Raw genomic sequence first — 24,105 nt, 5'->3', positions numbered from 1 at the left:
GGTTCTGTATTTATATTTTTAAGTGTGTTTTTAAAACAAGGTCGAATATGAGAAAAGTAGTTTTAAATGTTCCAGACGAAATGTATTCCTTCTTTATGGAACTTATTCAAAAATTAGGACTGGAAAAATTGGAAGAAGAGAACATTGAAGTTCCAGAATGGCAAAAAAGAACTGTCATGGGCAGGATTGAAAGTACTTTGCCCAATGAATACAAAACTTGGGAGGAAATAGAGCATCAATTGAGGGATTCCAAATGAAGGATACTTTTAATGTCATTTATAATCCTCAAGTTTATAACGATATTAATTCTATCCTTAATTTTTATGATTTTGAAACAAAGAACAATCTGATCGGAAAGAAATTTTTGGAGGCTCTCAAAATTAACTTGAAAAACTACAGCAAAACCCAAAGAAATATCAGATTCGTTACCAGAACATCCGGTTTATTCAAATTAAACCATTTCCTCATTTAGCCCATTTTAGAATTGATGAAATAAATAAAATAGTTCGAGTCGAAGCTCTATTCCATCCCGCTCAAGATTCGAGAGATTGGGATGAAAAAACGTTAGAATAGTTTTATTTTTTTATCTTATCAAACCTGAACAATCTCCCCATTCTCCAAGTAGCAGATAAACCCAGTCACTTTTTTCTGGGTCAATGTGCCGACCAGTCCCATATATTCCTGAACTTGTTTGACATGTTTTTCATAAGCTTCTCCGGTCTTGAAATCGATGATGATCGCCTCGGCATCTTTCAAAATGATGCGGTCGGGGCGTTTCAATTTTCCGCCTGGCAGCAATATCCCCTGTTCCGACAGTAAGATTCCTTCGGTATCGAACCAAGAAGAAAACAAGGGGTTGGCAAACAATCTTCCCAACTGTCTTTCCACCTCTGTCTTATCCTTTTCAGTCAACCTTCCTTCGTAAACAAAGGTGTTCAAAATCAATTGGGTATCTTCAAGAGTAGCTGATTTCTCCAAAATCTCATGCACCAACAAACCAAAGTCCTGTTTTTGCCGCTGTGCCATTCCTTCGGCTGAAAAATCCACCGCGTATTGCTTTACATCCAACAAATTCGACCAGTTTTGGTAAGCCCATCTGAGTTTTGGTGGATCCATCAGCAGTTTTTCCGGCATTTCATATTGCGGCCAATCCCCAAAATCAAACACTTTGGTCTCCGCATCAAAATGTTCGGAAAGACTTAATCCCCCACTCTCGTCTAAGGAACTTTCCAAAATCTGCTGCAAATGGGCCTCTAGGTAATTCTGGGTTTTGATTTCCTTTTTATAAGGAACCAAACCCCAAATCACTTCCTCGGCACGGGTCAATGCCACATAAATCATGTTTAGGCTATCCAAATAGGCCATGATGGCCTCTTCAGAATAGGTTTCATGAAAATCGGATTTGGCCAAATGCCCATTAAGCGTCAGAGGAATTATGGCAGAAAGGTTTTTCTCCAAATCGGCAAAAGGGGACCAAATGACATTGCCTTTGGTGGTGTCAAAAATCGTCCACTTCAAAAAGGGCATCAAAACCGCCTTGAACTGCAAGCCTTTGGATTTGTGAATGGTCAGGATCCGCATGGCGTTATGCCCATCGGGGATCTTCACGGTTCTTTTGTTTTGGTGGTCTTCCCACCAAGCCAAGAAACCGGCAAGATCTGCTCTATTGTTGGCTGTAAAGTCATAAACAGCCTCCTTGAATCCGGATATGTAAGCCTTTTCCAATCCAGTCTCCACAAAATTCAATACGCCGATCATTTCTTCCAATGCCTCCATCAAGGGCAATTGAAGCATCAGTGCTTGCTTTTCCTGAAAAGCTTTTGTTATTTCCGTCAAATGCTCAGGGACTTTTCCCAGGGCAAAGAGATCATGGTTCACTGGCTCACCAAAAAGCACAGATCGATGGTACCACATGGTTTTGAATTGGACTTGATCTTCTGGGTTGTGTAGGTAATTCAATCCTGCCACAAGGCACTTCACTGAAGCCGACTTGTACAGATACATGGACTCATCCGACAGCACATCAAACCGGAATGGGAGTTCTGGATTTTCTGCACCGTAAGCCATCATCACATCTGCGATGGCTTCCCCTTCAGATTTTTTCCTTACCAAAAAAGCGATATCCTTCAGTTCATATCCCTTCTCTTGCAACGTGATCACCATTTGGGGCAATCTCGACAATGCCAATGCATCAAAATTACTATCCTCCTCGCTCTCCTTTGCGTCAATAAATTCAAACCTTACTTTTCCCTTAAATGCTTCTTTCGCCTTATGTTCGGATATTTTTTGGGAAACATCCTGATAAGCCTTGGAAATGATCTCCGATTCTCCGGCGCCGTAATTACTTCGCACCACCCCTTCAAACGACTTCGGGAGTTTTTTGAACAAGGCATTGTTGAAGTCAATCACATTGGGAAGACTTCGGAAATTGGTGTCGAGTTTTTCCTCTCTGACATTGATTTCACCAATCTCTTCCTCCACTTGTTCCAAAAGAAGTTTCATCTCGCCGCCTCGCCACCGGTAGATCGATTGCTTGACATCTCCCACCAGAAGATTGGTCTGCCCTTGGGCCAGTGAATTTTCCAGCAAGGGCTTGAAACTTGCCCATTGAAAGCCCGAAGTATCCTGAAATTCATCGATCAGGTAGTTCTTGTATTGATTTCCCACCTTCTCGTAGATAAAGGAAGCCTCGTTTTCTTTCGTGATCTCTTTGAGAAATTCATTGGCATCTGAGATCAGCAGGATATTCTCATCGTCCTTGAGGGCGGTGAGTTCCTCCAGCATATTTCTAAAAATCCCATATACATAAATATTTTTTGAAATGGCTTGCAGGGTATTCCATTTCAATCCCAATGTATCGAATTGACCGAGAATCTGGCCAAGTCCTTGGTGAAATGCAGAAACGATAGCATCAATTTTTTTGCTCGATTTGGCATACCAACCGGCTTCATCCTGGTTGAGCTGAGCTTGTTTATCGGTCAAGGCTGGAACTGGCTGGAAGCGATCTCCCAATTGACCGAATTTCTTTGCGAAGGAATTGGCACCGCCTGAAAAATCGGTCCACTCCAAACCATTCTGGATCCGGATTTGATCTGCCTCCTCTTTTAGGTTTTGTGTGATTTGGATGAGTTCCGCTCTTTTGGATTTTAGAAACGCCTGCAATTGGGTGATGTTTTCTTTGTCCTTGAGAAATTCCCTTATTTCGGGAGCGAATTTTTTAAAATCCTCTTGAAAAATCTGCTTTCCCAATTCCTTGATATTTCTGCGGATATCCCATGATTTTCCGTTTTGGATCTGCTCGATGGCGTAATCTACCAGCCATTTGTGCAGAAATCGGTCCTCCATTACCTGCATGACCACCCGATCCACTACCCTTTCCAATACCGCATCCTGGTCCAACTCTACCTCAAACTTAGCATTGAGGTCCATTTCCCGAGCAAAAGACCTGACGACTCTCTGAAAAAAACTATCGATGGTGCTGACCGAAAACCGACCATAATCATGGAGAATGGCTGTCAGCGTTTTTCCTGCCCTTGACTTCAATTCAACTTCATCGATTCCCAAAGCCTGCATGATTTCAGCATCCATTTTCTCCTCTGGCTTTACAGTCGATTTTAGCCGCTTTAAATCCTTGAGGATTCTCTCCTTCATTTCCTGCGTTGCCTTGTTGGTAAAAGTGACGGCAAGGATAGACTTGAAGGCCTCAGGAAATTTTAGCGCCAGCTTGAGGTATTCCATCGTCAACGTGTAGGTTTTTCCTGAGCCAGCGGAGGATTTGTAAATGATAAAAGGTCTTTGGTCCATAATTAAAAATCAAGATAGACAAAACAAGAATATTTTGAGTGGATAAAAAAATGATTGACGCAAGTTGTCGGCTTTTTGGAAAAAGAAAAACTTTGTCCCCTTTTAAGGGCACTTATTGGTATACCTCCCAATCCTTCATCTATTTTTTCTATTGGGGACAAATCAAAAAAATCCCTCGAAGCACAATTTCTTCGAGGGATTTTCCCTTTTGTACCTACTAAGCCTGGAGAATGCATTCCCAATCCAACTCCAACCTGAAATCGCTTAATAATCAGTCTTTGTATACAATTTGTGACTTCACCATATCGGTGCTATACCATATCCTTCAAATAGTCTTTTTTTCTTGCAGTTTCAACCCTATCAGGAAGCCCGACGTCTATTTTGGGTTAAATTTTACTTTGGAATTTGAAGTTTTTCTTCACTGCAACAACTAAAAGACAAGAATGAATCTCGGTGATTTTGTTTTTTTGAACAGCAAATTGACATAACTCCGGTTTCAAACCTGTTGCGCATGGCATTCACCCCAAAACCTATCGCATGGCTTCCCACAATATTTCAACAGGATGTTTAGCTTTTTTGCCCGTACCGTCTGAAATCTGGTGCCGGCAGGAAGTTCCGGGTGCGGCAATCAAGGTATCCTTTTCTGCCTGCCTCACTGAGGGAAACAAAACCATCTCTCCTATCTGCATGCTGACTTCGTAATGCTCTTTTTCGTATCCAAAGGATCCAGCCATACCACAACAGCCAGAAGGAATCACTTCCACGGAATAATTCTTGGGAAGGGAGAGAAGTTTTTCACTCCAGCTGACAGCCGACAATGCCTTTTGGTGACAATGTCCATGGAATTTTATTTTCTGCTGCTCCTCCGTAAAAGAACTTGCATTGATGTTCCCCGCTACGATTTCCCTTCCTATAAACTCATCTATCAAAAGGGTGTGGAATTTCAATTTCTTGGCTCCTTCTACCAAATCCTTTCCCACCAGTCTCGGATATTCATCCCTAAAACTCAAAATGGCCGATGGCTCTATGCCGATCAGTGGGGTATTCCCATCTACCAAATCCTGAAAAACCCGAACATTCGCTTCTGCATGTTTTTTGGCTTTTTCCAAAAGACCCTTGGACATTGCAGAGCGGCCGCTTTCTTCATGTTTCACCACTTTCACCCCATAGCCCAGTTTTTTGAGCAATTGAATGGCAGCAATGCCAATTTTAGTGTCATTATAATTTGTGAATTCATCTATAAAAAGATAGACGGATTTGATTTCTTTTGCATTTCCCGGCAATGAGGCATAATTTTTTTCATACCAGTTCCTCAAACTCAACTTACTGATCTCGGGAAGATTTCTTTTTGGGGCTACCCCAAGAAAAGACTTCATCAATCCTCCGGTCAATTTATTGCCCAGGAAGAAATTCGCAATCCCTGGGGTTTTTCCCCCAATTGTATTCAATGCATTGATATAGGCGAAGGCTTTGGAACGGAGCGGGATGCCATACGTTTTTTGATATTGGTACAAAAATTCAGCTTTCATTGTCGACATATCCACATTGGAAGGGCACTCAGCAGTACATCCCTTACAAGAAAGACAAAGATCCAAGGCTTCCTTTATTTCGGGATGGTCAAAGGCGTTGGGCTTCTGGTCCTGAGTCAAAAATTCCCGCAAGACATTGGCACGCCCTCTGGTAGTGTCTTTTTCGTTGCGCGTGGCCTGGTAACTTGGGCACATCGTCCCACCCGAGGAGGGAAGCTTGCGACAATCTCCAGATCCATTGCACTTTTCGGCCATCCTGAGGATTCCTCCTTCAAAGGTAAAATCCATCAGCGTTTCTTGAACGGGAGTCAACATGTCGGCTTCATACCGCAATGATGTATTCATGGGTGCGGTATCCACGATCTTACCGGGATTGAAAATATTGTCAGGATCCCAAGTATATTTGATTTTACGGAAGAGTTGGTAATTTTCCTCCCCTACCATCAGAGGAATAAAAGGAGCACGGACGCGACCATCACCATGTTCTCCACTCAGAGAACCTTTGTACTTTTTGACCAACTTAGCGGTGGCTTCCGAAATCTTGTAGAATTCCTCGCGATCCTCCTGTTTTTTTAGATCCAAGATTGGTCTCAAATGGATTTCTCCAGCTCCTGCATGGGCATAGTGAACGGGTTTTTGGTTGAAACCTACCATCATCTCATCGAATTCCTCGATATAGTCTGCCAAATCCAAGATGTCGACCGCCGTATCCTCGATACAGGCAACGGCTTTGCGATCGCCAGGAATATTCGCCAAGAGTCCCAGTCCCGCACTTCTTAACGCCCAGGCAGATTTCGTAAGTTCAGGGCCAATGACAGGATAAGCATATCCCAATCCTGCACTTTTCAAATCGGCAATCAGGGCTTGGCCTTTTTGCATCGCTTCCTCCAAGGTTTTGCCCCTGAATTCTATCATCAACAATGCCATGGGATCTCCCTCCACGAAATACCGGTTCTTGCTGTATTCGAGGCTTTCCTTGGTACAATCAAGGATAATCTTGTCCATCAATTCCACTGCCGTAGCCGGATGCTTCATCGCAACTTGAGCTGCTTTCATGCTTTCATGGATACTGACGAAATGAGCGCCCACGACGATCTCAACAGGATCAGGCAAGGGGTCCAACAGGATTTTAATTTCTGTCGTAAAGGCCAAAGTCCCTTCAGAACCCGATAGGAGTTTACAAAAGTTGAAGGGCAGACCATCCTCGGTAAAAAGTCCAGAATCCAATAAATAGTCCACTGCATAGCCTGTATTGCGTCTATGGATTGATTTTTTGGGGAAATGCTCTTGAATATTGTTTTGGTTTTCGGGATTGGAAAGATCTTCCTTTATTTGTCGATAGACATTTCCTTCAAGACTTTCCAATTGACATTTTTCCAGGAATTGATCTAGGTTCAATTCTCCAAAAATCGCTTCTGAACCATCACTGAGCAGCGTTTTCAACTCAATTACTTTTTCCCTTGTGGTCCCATAGACAATGGAGGTTGTCCCTGAGGAATTATTCCCCACCATCCCACCGATCATGGCGCGGTTTGCCGTAGAAGTAATTGGGCTAAAAAACAGTCCTTGTGGCTTTAAAAACAGATTGAGTTCATCGCGGACCACACCGGGTTGCACCCGTACCCATTTTCCTTCCTTGTCGAATTCCAATATTTTGGTGAAATCCCTGGAAACATCCACCACGATACCATTGCCGACGCATTGACCGGAAAGGGATGTTCCCGCCGTTCTTGGAATGAGGGAGGTATTGTTGTCTTTGGCAAAAAGAATTAATTTTTTGATATCCGCTTCCGATTTGGGAAAAGCGACTGCCAACGGAATTTCCCTGTAAACGGAAGCATCCGTGGCATATAGTGTCTTGGTAAGCGTGTCGAATTTCAATTCCCCTTGCAACTGGGTAGCTAAATTCTCCAATAATGGCAATAGGTTAGGCGTGGTCAAAGTCATGCCTCAAAAATACTGAAAAGAAACAGAGCTTTACTGGAATATGGAAAAAATTGAGTTCGACTTGGGCCTAAATTTTTAAAACCCGTGTGATGCATTACCATTTCTGCTTCAGTCTAAAATTGTTTAAAAATCAGCCAATTGCCTACCATTATTCACTTCATCCTGTTGGAAACACTCCTTATTGGCCAAAAGTCTGATTTTCTTGCAGTTAACCCTATAAGGCAACCTCATGCACATTTCGGGCTAAAGAGAATTCCTTCCCGGCTGATCAAGGAGTGAATAAAAAATTTGGTGAAGTCTTCAATAAGGGATTGTCCTCCAGTATTGAAAAAAATGAGTCGGGGCAAGTGGTTTTGAGTGGGTTGAAGGATGCTTCATTAAAACCTCATCCTTTGCAGACTTCTTTATCAACCTGATTCCTTCGCAAGCTGCATGATTTAGGAAACTGTTGGGTTCCAAATTCCCCTCTCCTTTTCTATATTGCCAAAAATATCAACCATGTTCTTCTACCTTTCCCAATTTCTGAGTTTCTTGGCAATGCCTTTGACCATTATCATCCTATTTATTTTAGTGGGTGTCATTGCCAATAAGAAAAAAATGCTCTGGATTGGGATTGTGCTGTTACTGTTTTTTTCCAACCAATTTATCAGCAACAAGGCCATGCTACTCTGGGAACCGGATTATAAGGTTTTCTCCACGCTTCCAGAATATGAAATGGGGATTGTACTCACGGGTGTGACCAATTTGAGCAAATCTGCCTTTGACCGTACATTTTTCAACAAAGGTGCCGATCGCGCGACCCATGCCGTGCAACTCTATAAATTGGGGAAAATCAAAAAAATTCTCATCACGGGAGGTCAAGGACTTAATCCAACCAACCCAAATACCGAAGCGGAACTCCTCCGGGATTTTATGGTCATGGCTGGCGTGGATGAAAATGACATCCTTGTAGAAAACCAAGCCAAGAACACCTACCAAAATGCAGTATTGGCCAAAGAAATGCTCTTGCGAAATGGAATATCAATTCAGGAAAAGTCTCTTTTGATCACATCCGCTTTTCACATGAGGCGGTCCAAAGGTTGCTTTGACAAAGTGGGTTTGTCTACAGAAACTTTTCCGGTGGATTACTATGCCCATGAATCCAAATATGACATTCCCTCTCTTTTGTATCCAAACCCAGATGCGATAAACCAATGGCATACATTGGCAAAAGAGTGGATTGGCATCGCTACCTATTCCCTATTGGGATATATGTAAGCATTGGGAGAGGCAAGCAGAAGAAGGTTAACTTTGGAAATTTCCTTTCCATCGAAAAATTGAAAAGAAAATCGGTTTGAACGTCGAAACAATCCTTACCAAGTGGTTTCCTTCAACCTGGGAAACGCCCGGATCACATCGCTCAAGCTGATTTGACCAATCAATTTTCCATCTTTCATCACGGGAAATCTCCTGATTTTCATTTCCAAAAACTTTCCCGCAACATCAAAAAGTGACATTTCCGGCGAAATTGTTGTTACCTCGGAGCTCATGTGCTCTGCCACTGTTCCAGGAAATTTGGGGGTGTTGGAATATTTACCTTTGATTATTTCCTTAAGACAATCCACTTCGGATATGATTCCCACCAAATTCCCCTCTTTATCGACCACTGGTCCACCGGATATTTTTCTTTTTGCCAATTGGTCCAAAACATGGTCGATACTGTCTTCTGGACCAAAAGTGACCAAGTTGGTACTCATGAAATCTTTGATCAACAATGCTGGGGCTGCTTTTTTGGATTCAACCATCCTAACTCCTTGAAAACTTTTTACCATTGTAATTTTGGGTTTAACGTGAGTTCAATAATTTAGCCCAAAAATCCCAAGTTTCAAAATTTTACCTTTTATTTCCAGTAAAAACATCCAGCTAATATCTTAAAAAACAATATAAATACACATTAATGACCCTTTTAAAGAAAAATTAAAATAATATTCTTCTCACTAAACGGTTATACCCGTTTTATGCATTACGAACTCCATTTAATATTGTAATTTACTGATAATCAATTTCATGCTGGAATAGAATTGATAATGCATAAAACAGATTCAATTCATACCTTGGTTTTTCAGTATCGCAAAAGGCATCCAGTTTTCCATTGGATATGCCCTTTGACTTTTGAAATCAAAACTTCCCAAAATGATGTCTAGGCTTCCATCTTGATCCACATCACCTTTTTCGATGGTGAGCCAGGAATTATTCCTTTGGTTTTCCAAGGCATGAACAGAAAAATCCATTAATCCATGATTTTTGAAATAGAGAAAATTCTGCTTGGGGGATTTGGAAGGATCTGGAAAATAGGACAAGACAGCAATATCCAAGCCTCCGTTTTGATCAAAATCGGCTACCAAAAGTCCGCTTGCACCATGCATCGGGTAAAACATTTTCTCCTCAAACCTATTTTGACCATCATTCAAAAATATTCTGAGTCCATGATAAGGTTTGAGAATGGGGGAATAATCGGCATTGTCACCGTTCACGAGGACTATATCCAAATATCCATCCGCATTCATGTCTGCCATTTCGAAATCAGAACCTCCAAAGACAGGATGGAAGTTGAGCCAAACCTCCTGTTTGAAATTACCGTTTCCCTGATTGATATAAGCATATATTCCTTCTTTCGCTTGGGTCATCAGCACAGCGATATCCGGTAAACCATCTAGGTTGAAATCTGCAATTATCGTTTTTCTTGCGCCGGGCTCAGTATTTAAGACATGCTGGATAAAACCGGCATCTGTATTTTCATACCAGGAAAGGTTTCCGATATGATGTCCAAAATTGCAGACCACCACATCTTCTTTTCCATTTTGGTTCAAATCCGAAAAGGAAAAATGAACAGGTCTCCGTAAACTATCCATTTTGATTTCTTCCACTTGCATATCAAATGCTGAATAAGCCAACCATTTTCCAATTGCGAAATTGGATGGATCCATTACACCCATAGTCAAAAGATCGAAGGTTCCATTTTCTCGGAAGCGGATATCCGAAGCGGGAGAAGAAATGGAAAGGGAATCCATTATTTCCAAAGTCTTTCCTTCCACCGTATAAAGCCGTCTGAATCGATCCCCGATAATGAGTTGATTGGAAATCCCATCCCAGCGGGTTAAAGTGGTAAGATTTGGTCTTTTATTTTTGTATTGGGGAAAAATCAAGCTAAAACCAGGAATCGGTCCCTCTGAATCCAATTTGGATTCAATCGTTGGTAATTTTTCTGGTGCAGCATCCAAATAATAGGTTTGGATTTTGTCCCAATTTTCCCGCGAAATCAATTTTTTTGTCGAATAAATCCCGGGAGGAGCATTGGTATCTTCGCCAACGTCATGACCAAAATCCTCAGCGATCACAAGTCCAAGCCTTCTCCTCATTTCCGGTAAAACGGTGGTTTCCCAAGTCTTCTTGTCCAAAAGTTCAGGACCAGGCTTTAAATGACAGGCACCACAATACACGGCCGCCAATTGAATCCCGTTCAACTCAAGACTTTCCTCCGAAAGTTTGTTCAAATATTCCCATTCCCCCATGGGTTGTTCTTCTTTCATTCCTGAGGTCGTACACGAAAAAAAGGCAATAAATAGAAGAAGAATTGAAATTGAAAAATTTTTCATGAATGATTTATATTCTGACTGACCCCTTGTATGGTTCAAAAAGCCAGCTCAAATTTTTGTTGGGTTTATTTCTTTAAACTGGGTGATTTCCTGCAAAACCCCAAAAATAAGTTCATCAAATCAAAGCGTTTTCACAATTTTTGCGGGAGCACCCATGACCAAAACATTGTCCGGAATGTTTTTTGTCACCAAAGATCCAGCGGCCACAGTTACATTTTCTCCTATTTCCACACCGGGCAGGATCACAGAGTTACCACCGATCCAGCAATTGTCACCGATTTTTACAGGAAATGCTTGCGTAAGATAAGGTGCTTCGTTTGGTTTTGGTTGGGAAATAATTCTTTCCCGGGCATTCAGGGGATGAGTGGCGGTATAAATCTGCACATTAGGCCCTATCAGCACATTTTTACCGATCGTGATGGTATTGCAATCCAAGAAGACGGCATTGACATTGACAAAGGTGTTTTCTCCAATAGAAATGTTTTTGCCATAATCGCAATAAAAGGGAGCCTCTACCCAAACTTTATTGCCAATATTTCCAAAAAGCTTTTGTAACAAATCAAATTTTGCTCCTCCATCCCGAGAGGACAATCCTTCCCAATCTTTCAGGATCGACTTTGCCCGATGGTACATTTCCAATAGTTCAGGATCCCTGGAATCGTAAAAATCTCCCCTGAGCAGTTTTTCCTTTTCAGTCATGTTGACTTCATGGCTTGTAAAAATTGATTTACCCTGTATTCACTTATTGTCAAAACAGATTTGAAGGATTCTGGATCATTGGACAGAAAGACGCGAGGATGTATAAAAGTACTCTCTGAATTTCGGTAAGTCTTGCAACTTGCATGGATTTCTCTTAACCCACCTGCTTCCATCAATATGGGGACATGTTGTGGCAGAAGTCCCCCACCTGGCAGGATAAGGATCCTATCTGCGGCATTGACAATCAATTTTCGAATGGTCTTCAACCCCTCACTCACTGAATTTTCCCCTCCCGATGTCAAAATCCTTCTAAAACCACATTCAATGATCGCTTCCAAAGATTTCTCCAGATTCAAAGAAATATCAAATGCCCGATGAAAAGTACAAGGAAGTCCTTGGGCTTCCTCCAAGAGTTCTTCACAAGCGCCCATATTGATATTTCCATCTGAATTGAGCACGCCAAAGACAAAGCCATCCGCTCCAAGGGATTTCAATATTTGAATATCCTTTTTCATCACCGCGATTTCATCCTCACTGTAAACAAAATCCCCTCCTCTCGGACGGATCATCACAAAAATCGGAATTTCCAATTTTTGTTTCAAGAAGGCCAAAGCTCCTGCGCTTGGGGTTTCGCCGCCCTCCCCGAAATCGGAACAAAGCTCCAATCGATCCACCCCGAATGCCGCAGCTTTCAGTGCTGCCTCAACAGTGAACACCGGTGCTTCCAACAATAATCTGGTCATCGCCATCAGAATTTACTTTTTGAATCCACAAGATCTTGCCCATTTTTATGGTGCCTGGCAAAGTTAAAACCAGGATGGACTGCATAGGCACCATACTCCCCATCTTTGTTGATGGCCAAAAATCCAGCTTGAATGTCCTTGATATCCTTGTTTTTTGCAATCAACCTTCTGACCGCCTCTTCGCAAGCCTCTTGGGGAGTCCTTCCCTGCCGCATCAATTCGACAATAAGAAAACTCCCACAAATCCGAATAATGGATTCCCCCAAACCGGTGGCAGTAGCGGCACCCACTTCATCATCCACAAAAAGCCCGGCCCCGATAATGGGACTGTCCCCTACCCTTCCATGCATCTTGAAAGCAAGTCCTGAAGTGGTGCAGGAACCTGCCAATTTCCCATCGGCACCAAGACCAATCATGCCTATGGTATCATGGTTTTCGATATTGACGACCGGCTTGTATTGCGATGTTTTCTTCCATTCCTGATACATTTCCTCCGCCTTGGGACTCAATTTTTCGGATTCCATCGGAAAACCTTGCGCAATGGCAAACTGTCGAGCACCTTCACCTACGAGCATCACATGAGGGGTTTCATCCATCACTTTTCTGGCTAGGGAAATGGGATGCTTTACCTGTCGGACAAAAGCTACTGTTCCACATGATCCATCTCCTTTCATGATACTGGCATCCAATGTTGGTATTCCTTCTCGGTCTGGAAGTCCCTGTAACCCTACAGAAAGGTTTTCCATATCCAATTCGGTTACTTTTACGCCCTCTTCCACTGCATCAACAAGGTTTCCTGTCCGGTTCAAAACTTCCCATGCACGATCATTGGCCGGCATGCCGTGGTTCCAAGTAGAAAGCAACAAAGGTTTGAATTTCTCGGATGCCAATGCAGTACCATAGAGTCCAGATGCAGCTTTGCTTATCCCTCCCGGCAATAACAATCCAGTAGTGATCAATGTCTTTTTTAGGAAATTTCTTCTTTGCGACATGGCTAAATATTAATTGTATAAGGTAAAGATTTTGGCTTGGATTTGTATAAATATTTGAAAGTCCAATATTCAAAAAAAATTGGACAAATAAGTTTGGGATCGTTGATTTTTTTAAGGAAGTTGACGTCCTTGGGGTCTATATTGGCAGGAGAACATACCCAAGAAGTCATTGCCCGTATGGAAAATTAGCGTTTTACTTTGAAATCTTTAACTTAAAAACACCAAAAAAATGAGACCTTATATTTTAGCTGAGAACAATTGGAAAAATCTAGAATTTGATCGGTTTGACTTGGCAGTGCTTCCTTGGGGCGCAACGGAGGCACACAACTACCATCTTCCCTATGGGACTGATGTTTATGAGGCGGACGCGGTCGCAGCTGGTGCGGGTAAATTCGCCTGGGAAAAAGGAGCTAAAGTAGTCATTCTCCCCACCATCCCCTTCGGAGTGAACACAGGCCAAAGCGATATTTACCTGGACATCAACTTGAATCCAAGCACGCAAATGGCCATCCTGAAAGATCTACTGACGGTTTTAGACCGACAGGGGATCAAAAAATTCCTGATCATAAACAGCCACGGGGGAAACGATTTCAAAACCATCCTTCGGGAATTGGGACTACAATTTCCGGAAATGTTGTTGACCACCTGCAACTGGTTCCAGGCGCTAGACAAATCCCTGTATTTCGAAGAGGAAGGAGACCATGCAGATGAAATGGAAACCAGCCTGATCATGTACTTGCACCCAGAAATGGTGCTCCCTTTGGAAATAGCAGGTCTTGGTGAAGAGAAAAAATCAGTCATCCCGGGACTCAATGAAAAATGGGCATGGTCAGAAAGGAAATGGTCACAAGTCACGGAAGACACTGGAATTGGAAACCCTAAAAAATCAACTCCTGAAAAGGGTGAAAGGTATTTCAAGGATGTATGTCAAAAAGTGGGCGGATTGATGGTGGATATCTGTTCCGCTGATCTGCATACGCTTTATCGATAAAATTTTTCATTGGACAGCCTTACCCGGAATTTTAAACTTCTTGAAACAAAGCGACCCTTTGAATCCTGTTCAGGATTACTTGATGTCAAAATGAAAAAACGTGGTATCACCGAAATAATCCATTGAAAACAATGTATTTCCAAAATGTTTTATGGCAATTCGAGACTTAATTTTCATGTTAGCAAGGTTTTTGATAATTTCCCGAAAAACTAAAACAATCAATTATGAATTTAAAGAGAATTTTTGGACCCCTACTCATCATATTGGGAATTGTGGGTCTTATTTATGGTGCAATTCTTTTTATGAACGATGATGGCGGTGAATGGAAAACTATTTTGGTGATGTGTATTCTCGGAATTGTTTTTTTTATTTCAGGATTGGGCTTGATTCAGGGGACGCAAGATAAAAGTTAGTGGCCTGTTGAAACAGAGATTCTTCTCGAAACAATTTGTGAAATTGCTGAATCAAATTATCAAAACAGCATCAAAACCCATTTTGGAAAACAAGCCTCGGATAACGACTTCAAAAGGTGGTTATCCGAGGCTTGTTTGGTTGTAATTCCATTTGAATTTAAACCCATTTTATGTATCGCGAATGCCATTCAATATTGTATTTACCTGATAATTAGTCAGTTGTTGACTTTTATTGACTTCAACATATCGGTGTCAGGAATTGGTCTCCCAATTTTCTGATTTTATTTCGGTTCCAATATCCTAAGAAAGCCTAATGCATATTTCGGGCTAAACGCCTGTGATACATTTTCGTCGCTATTACAGCTCGGAATTGGTCAACAATCAGTCGTTTGTTTGCTGTTTTTTACTTCATCACAAGTTATACGACTTATTCTCCCAATTGTCAATTCTCTTGCAGTTTCAGCCCATTGGGAAACCTAATGCGTGTTTCAGAAGAAATCCATCGGGTGAAAATCAAATCAAAAGGAATCCGAAGCTCCAAAACTCCTCTCAGCCCTTTAATATTCAAAGGATAAGAAACATTCTAGATCCACCCTACCAAACCAATTCTTTAATCATTCCTTTATAATCGATCCCCTTTAACCCCTTTAGATTGCTGGGAAGTAAGATCCGATTTCCGGAATTGGAAAGAAAACCGGAGCGATTGTGTATTTCCAGCCTTTGGGTTTTCCCATTTTCCAACTCCATGATCAAGGTGTGGATATCGGAATCCGGCAGAAAAGATTTGCCCGAAATGGTTTTCATGGAGATGTGGGCTTTTAATGCGCCTCGATTTTGACTGGAAAGATAGACCGAAGCACCCTTTGAGTCTGTCAATACCGCCATGGATTTGGCATCACCGGCAACCAGGAACCCACTTTCCAAAGACCTTACTGCTTTAAATCCACCACTGCCATTCCCCAAAAGCACCAATCCCGTAAAGGCATCGTATCGACCGGAAAACACTTCATTTCCATAGTCATTTCCAACCAACAAGACATCCAAGTTTCCATCTCCATCAAGGTCGGAAACCAACATGCCATTTACCGGAGCGGTCTGTGCCAAAAATGGCAATTCATGTACCTTAAACTGCCCATTGCCTAGGTTTTCGATATAGCTGCTGCGATCATAATTGCCGGTGCGCTCGATGGCTCCTTCCAATTCCTCTGGAGTAAACAGGTTTTCCCGAGTAGCCGCCGCGAAGTGTTTATAGCCCGAAAATTTCCTTCTAAAAAGGGGGCTCTGTCCGTAAAGATCATCCCAATAATGCGCAGGGACGGCTTCATATTCTCCTAAATTATTTTTGAAATGCAGAAAGGTTACAGGATCAACACTGCCATTCCCATCAAAATCCTTAGCCAAAACCGTGACCGGCCTTTCCTTGCTCGCATGATAATAATTATTGCTCCCCATATTTCCGACGATATAATCCATATCGCCATCTTGGTCGAAATCGCCCGCTACAATACTGTTCCACCAGCCCAAATGAGCTTCTAAACCTGTGTTTTCCATTTTGACAAAGCGCCCTCCTTCATTTCTGAAAACCGTGATCGGCATAAGTTCTCCGACTACTACCAAGTCAATCAAGCCGTCGTTGTCCACATCTGACCAAATCGCATCCGTCACCATCCCTACCTTGCGAAGCTCAGGGGCGATCAGATCGGTGACATCTTCCAAAACACCCGCATTGTTTTTCAGCAAAAAGCTTCTTTCAGCATATGGAAATTGGGCAAAAGGGGTTCTTCCTCCCACAAAAAGGTCCATAAATCCATCTCCATCAAAATCTCCGCCTTTCACCACAGAACCACTGGCTTTCACCTCGGCCATACGGTTTTCTGATAAAGTGAAATTTCCCTTTCCGTCATTGAGATACAGTCTATCCTTATATTCCTCAGCATCTGCGGGAAATTCATTGCTCCCGGAAACAAGATAGAGATCCAAATCCCCATCATTGTCCAAATCGAAAAGCAACATGCCTTGTTCCTCAAATTTGATTTCTTCCAAACCAGCGAAAAGTTGTTTTTTATCAAATTTCCCATCGCTTTTCTGAAAAAACACCATTGGTGAATAACCGGCTGATCCGCTGACTATAAAATCCTCCAACCCACTCCCATTGATATCCCCTACTACCAAAGAAGGCCCAAACTGGGTAAGTTTATGCGGCAATGTTCTTTGGACATTGTAATCGACTTTGTCCATTTCCTCATGAATGAAATCGATTCCCAGTTCTTTGGACACTTCATTTATCATAGGAATGACAGCCTTCGCTACCATTGGAAAGGAAAGTCCTGCCGATTGGGAAGAGGCATCCGCATGATTGATCTCCAATACCTGATTGGATTCCGGCGAGTTTACCAGCTGGTATTTTCCATCTGGCCAAAGCACTTCCAGGGACTGAATTCCTCCAATTTCTCCCAATCCAAAATGCACCACATCCTCCACTGCGGACATGTATCCCCTGGTCAAATGTTGTTCATGGTATTGGAATTGATCGTCTCCGTATCGGACGACGATTTTGGCCCCCAATCCCATTCCATTGTTTTTGGGGCCTTTCAATTTTATGCGCAGGTAATTGCTTTTTCCCGGCCGTTGGTTCAGCGTGTTTTCAAACACAAAAGCAGGATCATTGATATTGTTCACGACGTAATCCAAATCCCCATCCCCATCGAGATCTACAAATACGGCTCCATTGGAAAAAGAGGGGCGGTTCAAGCCCCAAGTGGCACCGACATCCTCAAAAGTCCAATCTCCTGAGTTTTTGAAGGAATAATTTGGGATTTTAACGATGGGAATAGAATCCAGCAACTGCCTTACGCTGGCAACATTGCCAACATCGGCCCTGTAATTGGCAAAATCCTTATCAGTAATGTCTCGTGGAAATCCATTGGTGACCAATAAATCCCGGTGTCCATCATTGTCCACATCGACAAAAAGCGGCGACCAGCTCCAATCAGTTTGATAGATTCCAGCCATAAATCCAATTTCACTGAAAGGAATTTCCGGACCGTTTCCAGCATGGAGCATGTTTCGAACATGTTGGTATTCAAAGCCCCATTGTTCATTATTGATATAGCTTTGATAGCTGTTTTTTCCAATTGTTGTTTTTTTACGGAAATTGGTTTCTCCCAACATATCCAGCGTGATGATGTCCAAATATCCGTCGTTGTTGTAATCTGAAATATCCGAGCCCATGGAAAACATGCTTTGATGCCCAAGCATTTCTTTGCTACGGTTTGAAAAAGTACCATCCTGATTGTTGATGTAGAGAATGTCATTGGTCAGGTAATCATTGCTGATGTAGATATCCGACCAGCCATCTTGGTTCAAATCAGCCACTGCAATCCCCAACCCAAATCCTTCTATGGTAATCCCTGCTTCCAGGGTAACATTTGTAAATGTACCGTCGCCATTGTTCCGATAAAGTTGGTCATTGTTGATGGCGGATCCATCGGTGATTTTTTGGCGGTAATTGCTGGGAACAGCCTTGCTTTGCTCATTATTCAAAACATATAAATCCAAAAATCCATCGTTGTTATAATCAAAAAAAGTTGCCCCCATACTGTTTCCGGTTTCAGCAATACCGAATTGATGTGCCAGTTCCTCAAAAACAGGAACACCATTTTCATTGAGACCTTGGTTGACAAAAAGCATATTTGCTCTTTTGGTTGGTTCCTTGTACATGGCGGCACTGACATAGATATCGAGTAAGCCATCTCCATTGATATCCACTACGGTAACGCCCGTACTCCAACTGTCCGAGGCTTCGACACCGGCTTCTTGGGAGATATCCTGAAATTTAAGTTTTCCTTTGTTCAAGTATAATTTATTGGAAACCTGATTTCCCGTAAAATACAAATCGGGAAGTCCATCATTGTTGAAATCACCCACAGCTACTCCTCCCCCATTGAATATGTATTCATCAGTAAGGATATTGAAAGAGTCCGTTTCTACAATGATATTGTTGAAATGGATTCCTGTTTCAGATTCCGGAATCAGTTTGAAAAGGGTTTTTTCCTCCTTTTTACAAGAGAACAGTATCAGGCCCATTAAGGCGAGGCATAAAATCTTGGTATTCATAATGGGAGTATTGTTTAATGACTTGTTGGCTGGTATTGGGAAATTAGGATATTTTTTGGAGAGTTAAAAGCAATACAAAAACTAGCTCATTTAATAATCGGGGTATAAAAAAAGAGATGGTCGTCGACCATCTCTTTTTTACTTTCAAAATATTGGATACTGATTAAAATCCTGGGTTTTGGATAAGGATAGTAGGTCCCACCAAGTCAATTTGGTTTTGTGGAAGCGGAAGAAGCTCATCCTTGTTCGGTGTAAAGCTTGATCCACCAAGCGGGGCAGCCAATAACTGTCCATCAAGTGCGATGTAAGCATCTAGCTCCTGCTTGGCAATTCCCCATCTGACAAGGTCATAAAATCTATGTCCTTCCATACCCAATTCAAGCTTTCTCTCGAATCTTACAGCATTTCTGGCAACATTGGCATCTGTCCAAGGACTGGTGTATGTTGAAATCACATAGTTCGCAGCCATTGTACTGCCATTACGCATCAGTTTCGAATTTACTGCTCTGGTTCTCACCATGTTGGTATATTCCCTGGCTTTTTCCAAGTTACCCAATTCCACTTCTACTTCGGCTGCCATCAACAGAACATCAGCAAATCTGATGATCATAAAGTTGATACCGGTATATCCTGGAGTCCAAGTACTGTTATCTTGGAAAGTTCCCTGCTCTGCTCTTGTATAGATAAACTTCTTGGGTGCATAAGGTCCTCCATTGGGTTGATTTCTAATCCATGGAGCGCCAGGATGGTCTTGCCAATCCAAATAAGGCAATCCCCTTCTTCCCACTGTATGGTCCAATCTTGGATCCAAGTTTCCTGTATCTGGAGTAAAAGCACCAGTAGCAGGAACACCCTGATCATTTTTTACCCGATTGGCTGGATCATTGAAAGATCCATCCAATAGAGGCAATCCATTTGCATTGGTTCTAAAGGAATTTACAAATGTGAAGGAAGGTTGAAAGAAACCACAGCAGTTTCCTGGTCCGCTTGAACCTGTTTCATATGGGAAATTCAGATCAAATTCAGGGTTGGCGTTATTGACAGAACCTGTATTGGCAGCTGCCTGATAGGCCCAAACTGACTCTTGGTGATTGTCATTGGCTCCCCTGAACATGTCGTCATAATAGGGTACCAAGCCATATTTCAAACCATTGGAAGTAACACCATTGGCGATGATATCATCAAACAATACTTTTGCTTCGGTGTTTTTCTTCTGATAAAGATATGTTTTCGCCAAGTAGGCCTTTGCTGCCCAGGAATTCACCCTTCCAACTTGTCCTTGAGTTGCTGGAAGATTTTCCGCTGCGAATTTAAAATCAGCCTCAATCAATGGCCAAATTTCAACATTGTTGGAAACCTCTTCCAAGCCAGCTTTATAATCCTCGTTTTCAGTCACAAAAGGAACATTGTTGAAATTCCTTTTCAGTTGAAAGTAATAATGCCCTCTCAGGAATCTTGCCTGTGCCGTAATCGACCTAACCTGAGCTTCTGTAACATCCTCTGATCTGGCCTCCAGCAATCTCAATACATTGTTGGTACGGGCAACACCCTCATAAAGACCAACCCAATTTTCCTCAATGACATCAATAGTAGAATTCGCCTCATACCGTTGAATAGGATTGATAGAACCAAAATCCCCTGGATCTGTACCTTTATTGGCGTCTCCACCTCGGATACTTCCCCACACCCAGTTGGAAGGAGAAGCCATTCTTCTCTGCCTCCCATTCACTTGGGAATAGGCCGCTATCAAGGACAGGTCCAAGCCATCGAAGGTGTTCAATTGCAAGCCTGATAACTGACCTGTAGGGGGCACATCTAGGAAGTCGTCACAACTTGTTGCGAATAACATCATCCCAGATGTCAGTAAAGTCGCAATTTGAAATTTATATTTTTTCATAACCGGTATATTCTTTATGAATTCGATTGATTTAACATTTTGTTTATTTTAATGTTTGGTTAGAAAGACAAATTCACACCAAAAGTATAACCTCTTGTTACTGGGTAGTTACCTACGTCGATACCAAAGGTAAGATCTGCGTCACCACCAACAGCTGGATCCAATCCTGAATAACCTGTTATGGTAAAGAGATTGTTTGCTCCTGCAAAAACCCTAAGATTTTCCAATCTCCATTTTTGCAACAATTCCCTTGGCATGGTATATCCCAAGGTCAAATTCTGAAGTCTCATGTAAGATCCATCCTCCACATAAAAACTACTTCCTACAGTACTTGTACTGAAGTTGGCTGTTTTTTCTACTTGTGGGATTGTGGCATTCAAATTTTGAGGAGTCCAAGCATCTTTCAAGCGGTTGGATATGGCTGCACCTTCGAATGTCTGATAAAAATCGGTAAACCAACGGGATTGATTCCAGATCTTGTTTCCAACTGAAGCATAGACATAAGCCGACAAGTCAAAGTTCTTATACCCTACTGTGAGCGTTACACCACCCGTGAATTTTGGTATTGGGCTTCCCAACCAAACTCTATCTTCTGGTGTGATCACACCGTCACCGTCTACATCCTGGAATTTAAACCTACCTGGAGCAGCTCCATCTTGTGTGGGACTCCTGGATACATCTTCATCACTGCTGAAAAGTCCTTCAACCTGATAGCCGAAGAAAGAAGAAAGCGGTCTGTTGATTTGGTTTCTGATCGGCTGAATTCCCCTAAATCCAGGGTTTGATTCGGGCGAAGTAATAAATTCCAATCCATCAGAAAGGAATACGATCTCATTTTTAAGGAAGGATCCAATTACATTCACTTCATAAGTAAATTCGCTGGAAAGATTACCTCTTGTGATGACCTGAAGATCCAAACCTCTGTTCAGCATTTGCCCAATGTTTACTGATGGTGCAATTGCATTTATACCAGCGGTGGCCGGCACAGGAACTTGGAACAACAAGTCCTTGGTATCTTTTTGCCATAAATCAACAATCACGTCCAATCTGCCGCCGAATGCTGTCCCGTCAAAGCCAATGTTTTTGGTTACAGCAGTTTCCCATTGCGCATCTGGATTTCCCAATCTGGTTCTCATAATACCGATTACAGCATTTGAGTTGGATCCATTGATATCATAAGAGGCTGCCCCCAAACTGTTTCCGTACAAGCTAAATTGATTGAATGGATTCACATTATTGGAATTACCCATTTGACCCCAACCCCCACGGATTTTCAAATCATCCAACCAATTGGCAGAAGCCAAGAAACCCTCTGAAGAAACCCTCCAAGCTGCGGAAAAGGCAGGGAACACACCAAATCTTGTATTTGCCCCAAATCTGGATGAACCATCTCTCCTGATTACACCACTCAAGATGTATTTGTCATTGTAAGAATAATTTACCCTCGAAAAGTAAGACAGGAAATTTACGCCTAGAAACTGGTCACTGTTGACCTGTCTGGTGGATACCGGTAAATTGGAAATATTGATAAAGTTGGGATCCTTTGAAAATGGATCTTGTCCAATTGCTGAAATATTTCTTCCAACACCAGTATTCAAGGCTTCCTGACCTATTAAAACATCAAGGCTATGCAGTCCGAATGTCTTTTTGTACTGCATCGTATTGGTAAAAGTCCAACCAAATGAAAAACCCGATCCTTCACCATAACCAAATGCCGAGTTGTTCTCCGAGTTTTCGTACTGACGTCTTGAGTAGTTCCAGAAATAATAGTTATTGTACTGTCCACCTATTGAAGTTCTAAAGGTAAGATTGTCAATGATGTCGTATTCCGCATAAAGATTTCCAAAACCATTGGCATTGAAGCTTCTGTTATCCAACTGACCTTCTCTTTCCGCCACAGGATTTCTTGGATTGTTGAATTCACCGACATTGGTTCCTGCATAGCCACCAAATTCATCCCGAACTGGAATGATGGACGGCATACGGAAAGCAGAGAGAATTGTGTTTTCATCCCTTGCAACACCCGCACCGCCAGCACCACCTTGCTGACCTAGCACCTGACGGTATGTAGCTTGAAAATTCTGTCCAATTCTGAATTTACTGGTCACATCATGCTCTGAGTTAGCCCTTAGCGAGTATCTTTTGAAATTGTTACCAATCTGAATACCTGCTTGTTCCTGAACACCTAATCCAATAAAGAACCTGCTGGTTGCTGATCCTCCATAGAAACCTAAAGAGTGTCTTTGTATCGGGGCATTTCTGGTTATTTCAGAGTACCAATCCGTTCCTTCACCTGTGGCAGCTCTTACTAATTGATGCACAGGACCTTTTGAAGGGTCAATATTATAAAGTGCGCGTTGCTCCTCGATTTGCTGCTGATTCAAAGGATTCAAAACCCCGGTTTGACCGCCTACTGCCAAGTAATAGGGCAATACAGGAGTGTTTCCCGTTCCAAAATGTCTATTTGAGTACGCTGGTGGTCTGCCACTGATTCTTGCCTGATTCGTTTCTGCCAACCAGGTATATTCAGCGAAATCCGCAGGATTCATCATGTCAAGACCTTTACCTGGTGTGGTAAATCCAGTCATTCCATTGTAATCCACTCTGAGTTTTTGCGCTCCTTTTTTACCTCTTTTGGTGGTGTAAATGATTACACCGTTTGCAGCCCTGGCTCCGTAAATGGAGGCAGCTGCGGCATCTTTCAATACAGTGGTGGATTCGATATCATCCGGATTAAGAAAATCCGTTGATTCGACAGGCAAACCATCCACGATATACAGAGGCTGATTACCACCAAACGCACCAAAACCTCTAACCCTTACTTGGGAGGCAGTTCCTGGCTGACCATTGGTGATCACTGTCAAACCTGAAACCCTACCTTGTAGCGTCTGTTCAACGTTTCCAGTTGGAACTACCTGAAGATCCCTTGGACTAACGGTAGATATCGCACCTGTTGTTTCTCTTCGACTATCAATGGTATAGCCGGTGACGATCATTTCCGAAAGTGTTCTTTCGTCCGGAGACATTTGAACATCGATAACGGATCTGTTTCCTACGACTTGTTCGATGGAGCTATATCCTATAAAGGAAAAAACCAGAACACTTGCGTTTCCCGGTACATTGAGCGAGTATTTTCCATCGATATCAGCAGCTGTACCTGTGGTGGTTCCTTTTACCAAAACGGTAACCCCGGGTAGCCCCATGCCGAATTCATCCAGGATTGTTCCTGTGATTGTTTTTTGCGCCAGCACGGTTGCGCTGGAGAGCACTAAGAGCAGCATCAGTACGCCTAGCCTTTTGTAAAGTTTTTCCATATTCATAGATTGATTGGGCATTAAT

The 24,105-nt window shown here is 42.3% G+C and carries 14 protein-coding genes; 4 read left to right on the top strand and 10 right to left on the bottom strand.

What is annotated here, in order from left to right:
* Positions 1–47 precede the first annotated feature (47 nt).
* Positions 48–257 (top strand): hypothetical protein, encoded by a 210-nt coding sequence (locus Q7J63_RS01655; protein ID WP_019598901.1) that lies wholly within the window; start codon positions 48–50, stop codon positions 255–257.
* A gap of 334 nt (positions 258–591) precedes the next feature.
* Here the strand turns inward: Q7J63_RS01655 and Q7J63_RS01650 are convergent, their stop codons facing one another.
* Together Q7J63_RS01650 and Q7J63_RS01645 are read right to left on the bottom strand one after the other, a co-directional pair.
* A complete protein-coding gene (locus Q7J63_RS01650) occupies positions 592–3,804 on the bottom strand; it encodes an exodeoxyribonuclease V subunit beta (protein WP_304883704.1) in 3,213 nt (1,070 codons plus the stop codon).
* 530 nt (positions 3,805–4,334) lie between these two features.
* Positions 4,335–7,280, bottom strand: a complete 2,946-nt coding sequence (locus Q7J63_RS01645; RefSeq protein WP_304883703.1) for an FAD-binding and (Fe-S)-binding domain-containing protein — start codon at positions 7,278–7,280, stop codon at positions 4,335–4,337.
* A gap of 498 nt (positions 7,281–7,778) precedes the next feature.
* Here Q7J63_RS01645 and Q7J63_RS01640 point away from each other — a divergent pair, with 498 nt between their 5' ends.
* Positions 7,779–8,537 (top strand): YdcF family protein, encoded by a 759-nt coding sequence (locus Q7J63_RS01640; protein WP_019598907.1) that lies wholly within the window; start codon positions 7,779–7,781, stop codon positions 8,535–8,537.
* Positions 8,538–8,632: 95 nt separating this feature from the next.
* On the opposite strand, the gene Q7J63_RS01635 is transcribed toward Q7J63_RS01640, so the two are convergent.
* The 5 genes from Q7J63_RS01635 to Q7J63_RS01615 all read right to left on the bottom strand — a co-directional run bounded on the left by Q7J63_RS01635 (position 8,633) and on the right by Q7J63_RS01615 (position 13,349).
* A complete protein-coding gene (locus Q7J63_RS01635) occupies positions 8,633–9,091 on the bottom strand; it encodes a CBS domain-containing protein (RefSeq protein ID WP_019598908.1) in 459 nt (152 codons plus the stop codon).
* A gap of 270 nt (positions 9,092–9,361) precedes the next feature.
* Positions 9,362–10,915, bottom strand: coding sequence for a VCBS repeat-containing protein (locus Q7J63_RS01630; RefSeq protein ID WP_304883702.1), 1,554 nt, complete (start codon positions 10,913–10,915; stop codon positions 9,362–9,364).
* A gap of 120 nt (positions 10,916–11,035) precedes the next feature.
* The gene (locus Q7J63_RS01625) at positions 11,036–11,614 is read right to left on the bottom strand and encodes a sugar O-acetyltransferase (protein WP_304883701.1); all 579 of its coding nucleotides are present in this window, start codon (positions 11,612–11,614) and stop codon (positions 11,036–11,038) included.
* The gene (locus tag Q7J63_RS01620) at positions 11,611–12,357 is read right to left on the bottom strand and encodes a copper homeostasis protein CutC (RefSeq protein ID WP_370691854.1); all 747 of its coding nucleotides are present in this window, start codon (positions 12,355–12,357) and stop codon (positions 11,611–11,613) included. Before Q7J63_RS01620 ends, Q7J63_RS01625 begins: the two co-directional genes overlap by 4 nt.
* A gap of 5 nt (positions 12,358–12,362) precedes the next feature.
* Entirely contained in the window at positions 12,363–13,349 is a 987-nt protein-coding gene (locus Q7J63_RS01615) for an isoaspartyl peptidase/L-asparaginase family protein (protein ID WP_304883699.1), read from the bottom strand.
* Between the two features lie 229 nt (positions 13,350–13,578).
* Here Q7J63_RS01615 and Q7J63_RS01610 point away from each other — a divergent pair, with 229 nt between their 5' ends.
* Both Q7J63_RS01610 and Q7J63_RS01605 read left to right on the top strand, forming a co-directional pair.
* Positions 13,579–14,340: a creatininase family protein gene (locus Q7J63_RS01610; protein ID WP_304883698.1), complete on the top strand. Its 762-nt coding sequence runs from the start codon at positions 13,579–13,581 to the stop codon at positions 14,338–14,340.
* 224 nt (positions 14,341–14,564) lie between these two features.
* Entirely contained in the window at positions 14,565–14,753 is a 189-nt protein-coding gene (locus Q7J63_RS01605; protein WP_019598917.1) for a hypothetical protein, read from the top strand.
* 594 nt (positions 14,754–15,347) lie between these two features.
* Here Q7J63_RS01605 and Q7J63_RS01600 read toward each other — a convergent pair.
* From Q7J63_RS01600 to Q7J63_RS01590, 3 genes are all read right to left on the bottom strand, one after another.
* Positions 15,348–18,869, bottom strand: a complete 3,522-nt coding sequence (locus tag Q7J63_RS01600; protein WP_304883697.1) for a VCBS repeat-containing protein — start codon at positions 18,867–18,869, stop codon at positions 15,348–15,350.
* Between the two features lie 163 nt (positions 18,870–19,032).
* Positions 19,033–20,766: a RagB/SusD family nutrient uptake outer membrane protein gene (locus Q7J63_RS01595; RefSeq protein ID WP_304883696.1), complete on the bottom strand. Its 1,734-nt coding sequence runs from the start codon at positions 20,764–20,766 to the stop codon at positions 19,033–19,035.
* A gap of 59 nt (positions 20,767–20,825) precedes the next feature.
* On the bottom strand, positions 20,826–24,086 hold the full coding sequence (locus Q7J63_RS01590; protein WP_304883712.1) for a TonB-dependent receptor: 3,261 nt from the start codon (positions 24,084–24,086) through the stop codon (positions 20,826–20,828).
* Positions 24,087–24,105: the final 19 nt, after the last annotated feature.

The sequence above is a fragment of the Rhodonellum sp. genome, from assembly GCF_030656585.1.
Lineage (GTDB): Bacteria > Bacteroidota > Bacteroidia > Cytophagales > Cyclobacteriaceae > Rhodonellum > Rhodonellum psychrophilum.
This window is presented reverse-complemented; position numbering and strand designations above follow the sequence as displayed.

Coding starts and splice junctions, on each gene's coding strand:
- Q7J63_RS01655 (WP_019598901.1), top strand. CDS start 48: ATGAGAAAAGTAGTTTTAAATGTTCCAGACGAAATGTATTCCTTCTTT.
- Q7J63_RS01635 (WP_019598908.1), bottom strand. CDS start 9,091: ATGGTAAAAAGTTTTCAAGGAGTTAGGATGGTTGAATCCAAAAAAGCA.
- Q7J63_RS01590 (WP_304883712.1), bottom strand. CDS start 24,086: ATGAATATGGAAAAACTTTACAAAAGGCTAGGCGTACTGATGCTGCTC.
- Q7J63_RS01650 (WP_304883704.1), bottom strand. CDS start 3,804: ATGGACCAAAGACCTTTTATCATTTACAAATCCTCCGCTGGCTCAGGA.
- Q7J63_RS01640 (WP_019598907.1), top strand. CDS start 7,779: ATGTTCTTCTACCTTTCCCAATTTCTGAGTTTCTTGGCAATGCCTTTG.
- Q7J63_RS01615 (WP_304883699.1), bottom strand. CDS start 13,349: ATGTCGCAAAGAAGAAATTTCCTAAAAAAGACATTGATCACTACTGGA.
- Q7J63_RS01605 (WP_019598917.1), top strand. CDS start 14,565: ATGAATTTAAAGAGAATTTTTGGACCCCTACTCATCATATTGGGAATT.
- Q7J63_RS01610 (WP_304883698.1), top strand. CDS start 13,579: ATGAGACCTTATATTTTAGCTGAGAACAATTGGAAAAATCTAGAATTT.
- Q7J63_RS01645 (WP_304883703.1), bottom strand. CDS start 7,280: ATGACTTTGACCACGCCTAACCTATTGCCATTATTGGAGAATTTAGCT.
- Q7J63_RS01620 (WP_370691854.1), bottom strand. CDS start 12,357: ATGACCAGATTATTGTTGGAAGCACCGGTGTTCACTGTTGAGGCAGCA.
- Q7J63_RS01600 (WP_304883697.1), bottom strand. CDS start 18,869: ATGAATACCAAGATTTTATGCCTCGCCTTAATGGGCCTGATACTGTTC.
- Q7J63_RS01625 (WP_304883701.1), bottom strand. CDS start 11,614: ATGACTGAAAAGGAAAAACTGCTCAGGGGAGATTTTTACGATTCCAGG.
- Q7J63_RS01595 (WP_304883696.1), bottom strand. CDS start 20,766: ATGAAAAAATATAAATTTCAAATTGCGACTTTACTGACATCTGGGATG.
- Q7J63_RS01630 (WP_304883702.1), bottom strand. CDS start 10,915: ATGAAAAATTTTTCAATTTCAATTCTTCTTCTATTTATTGCCTTTTTT.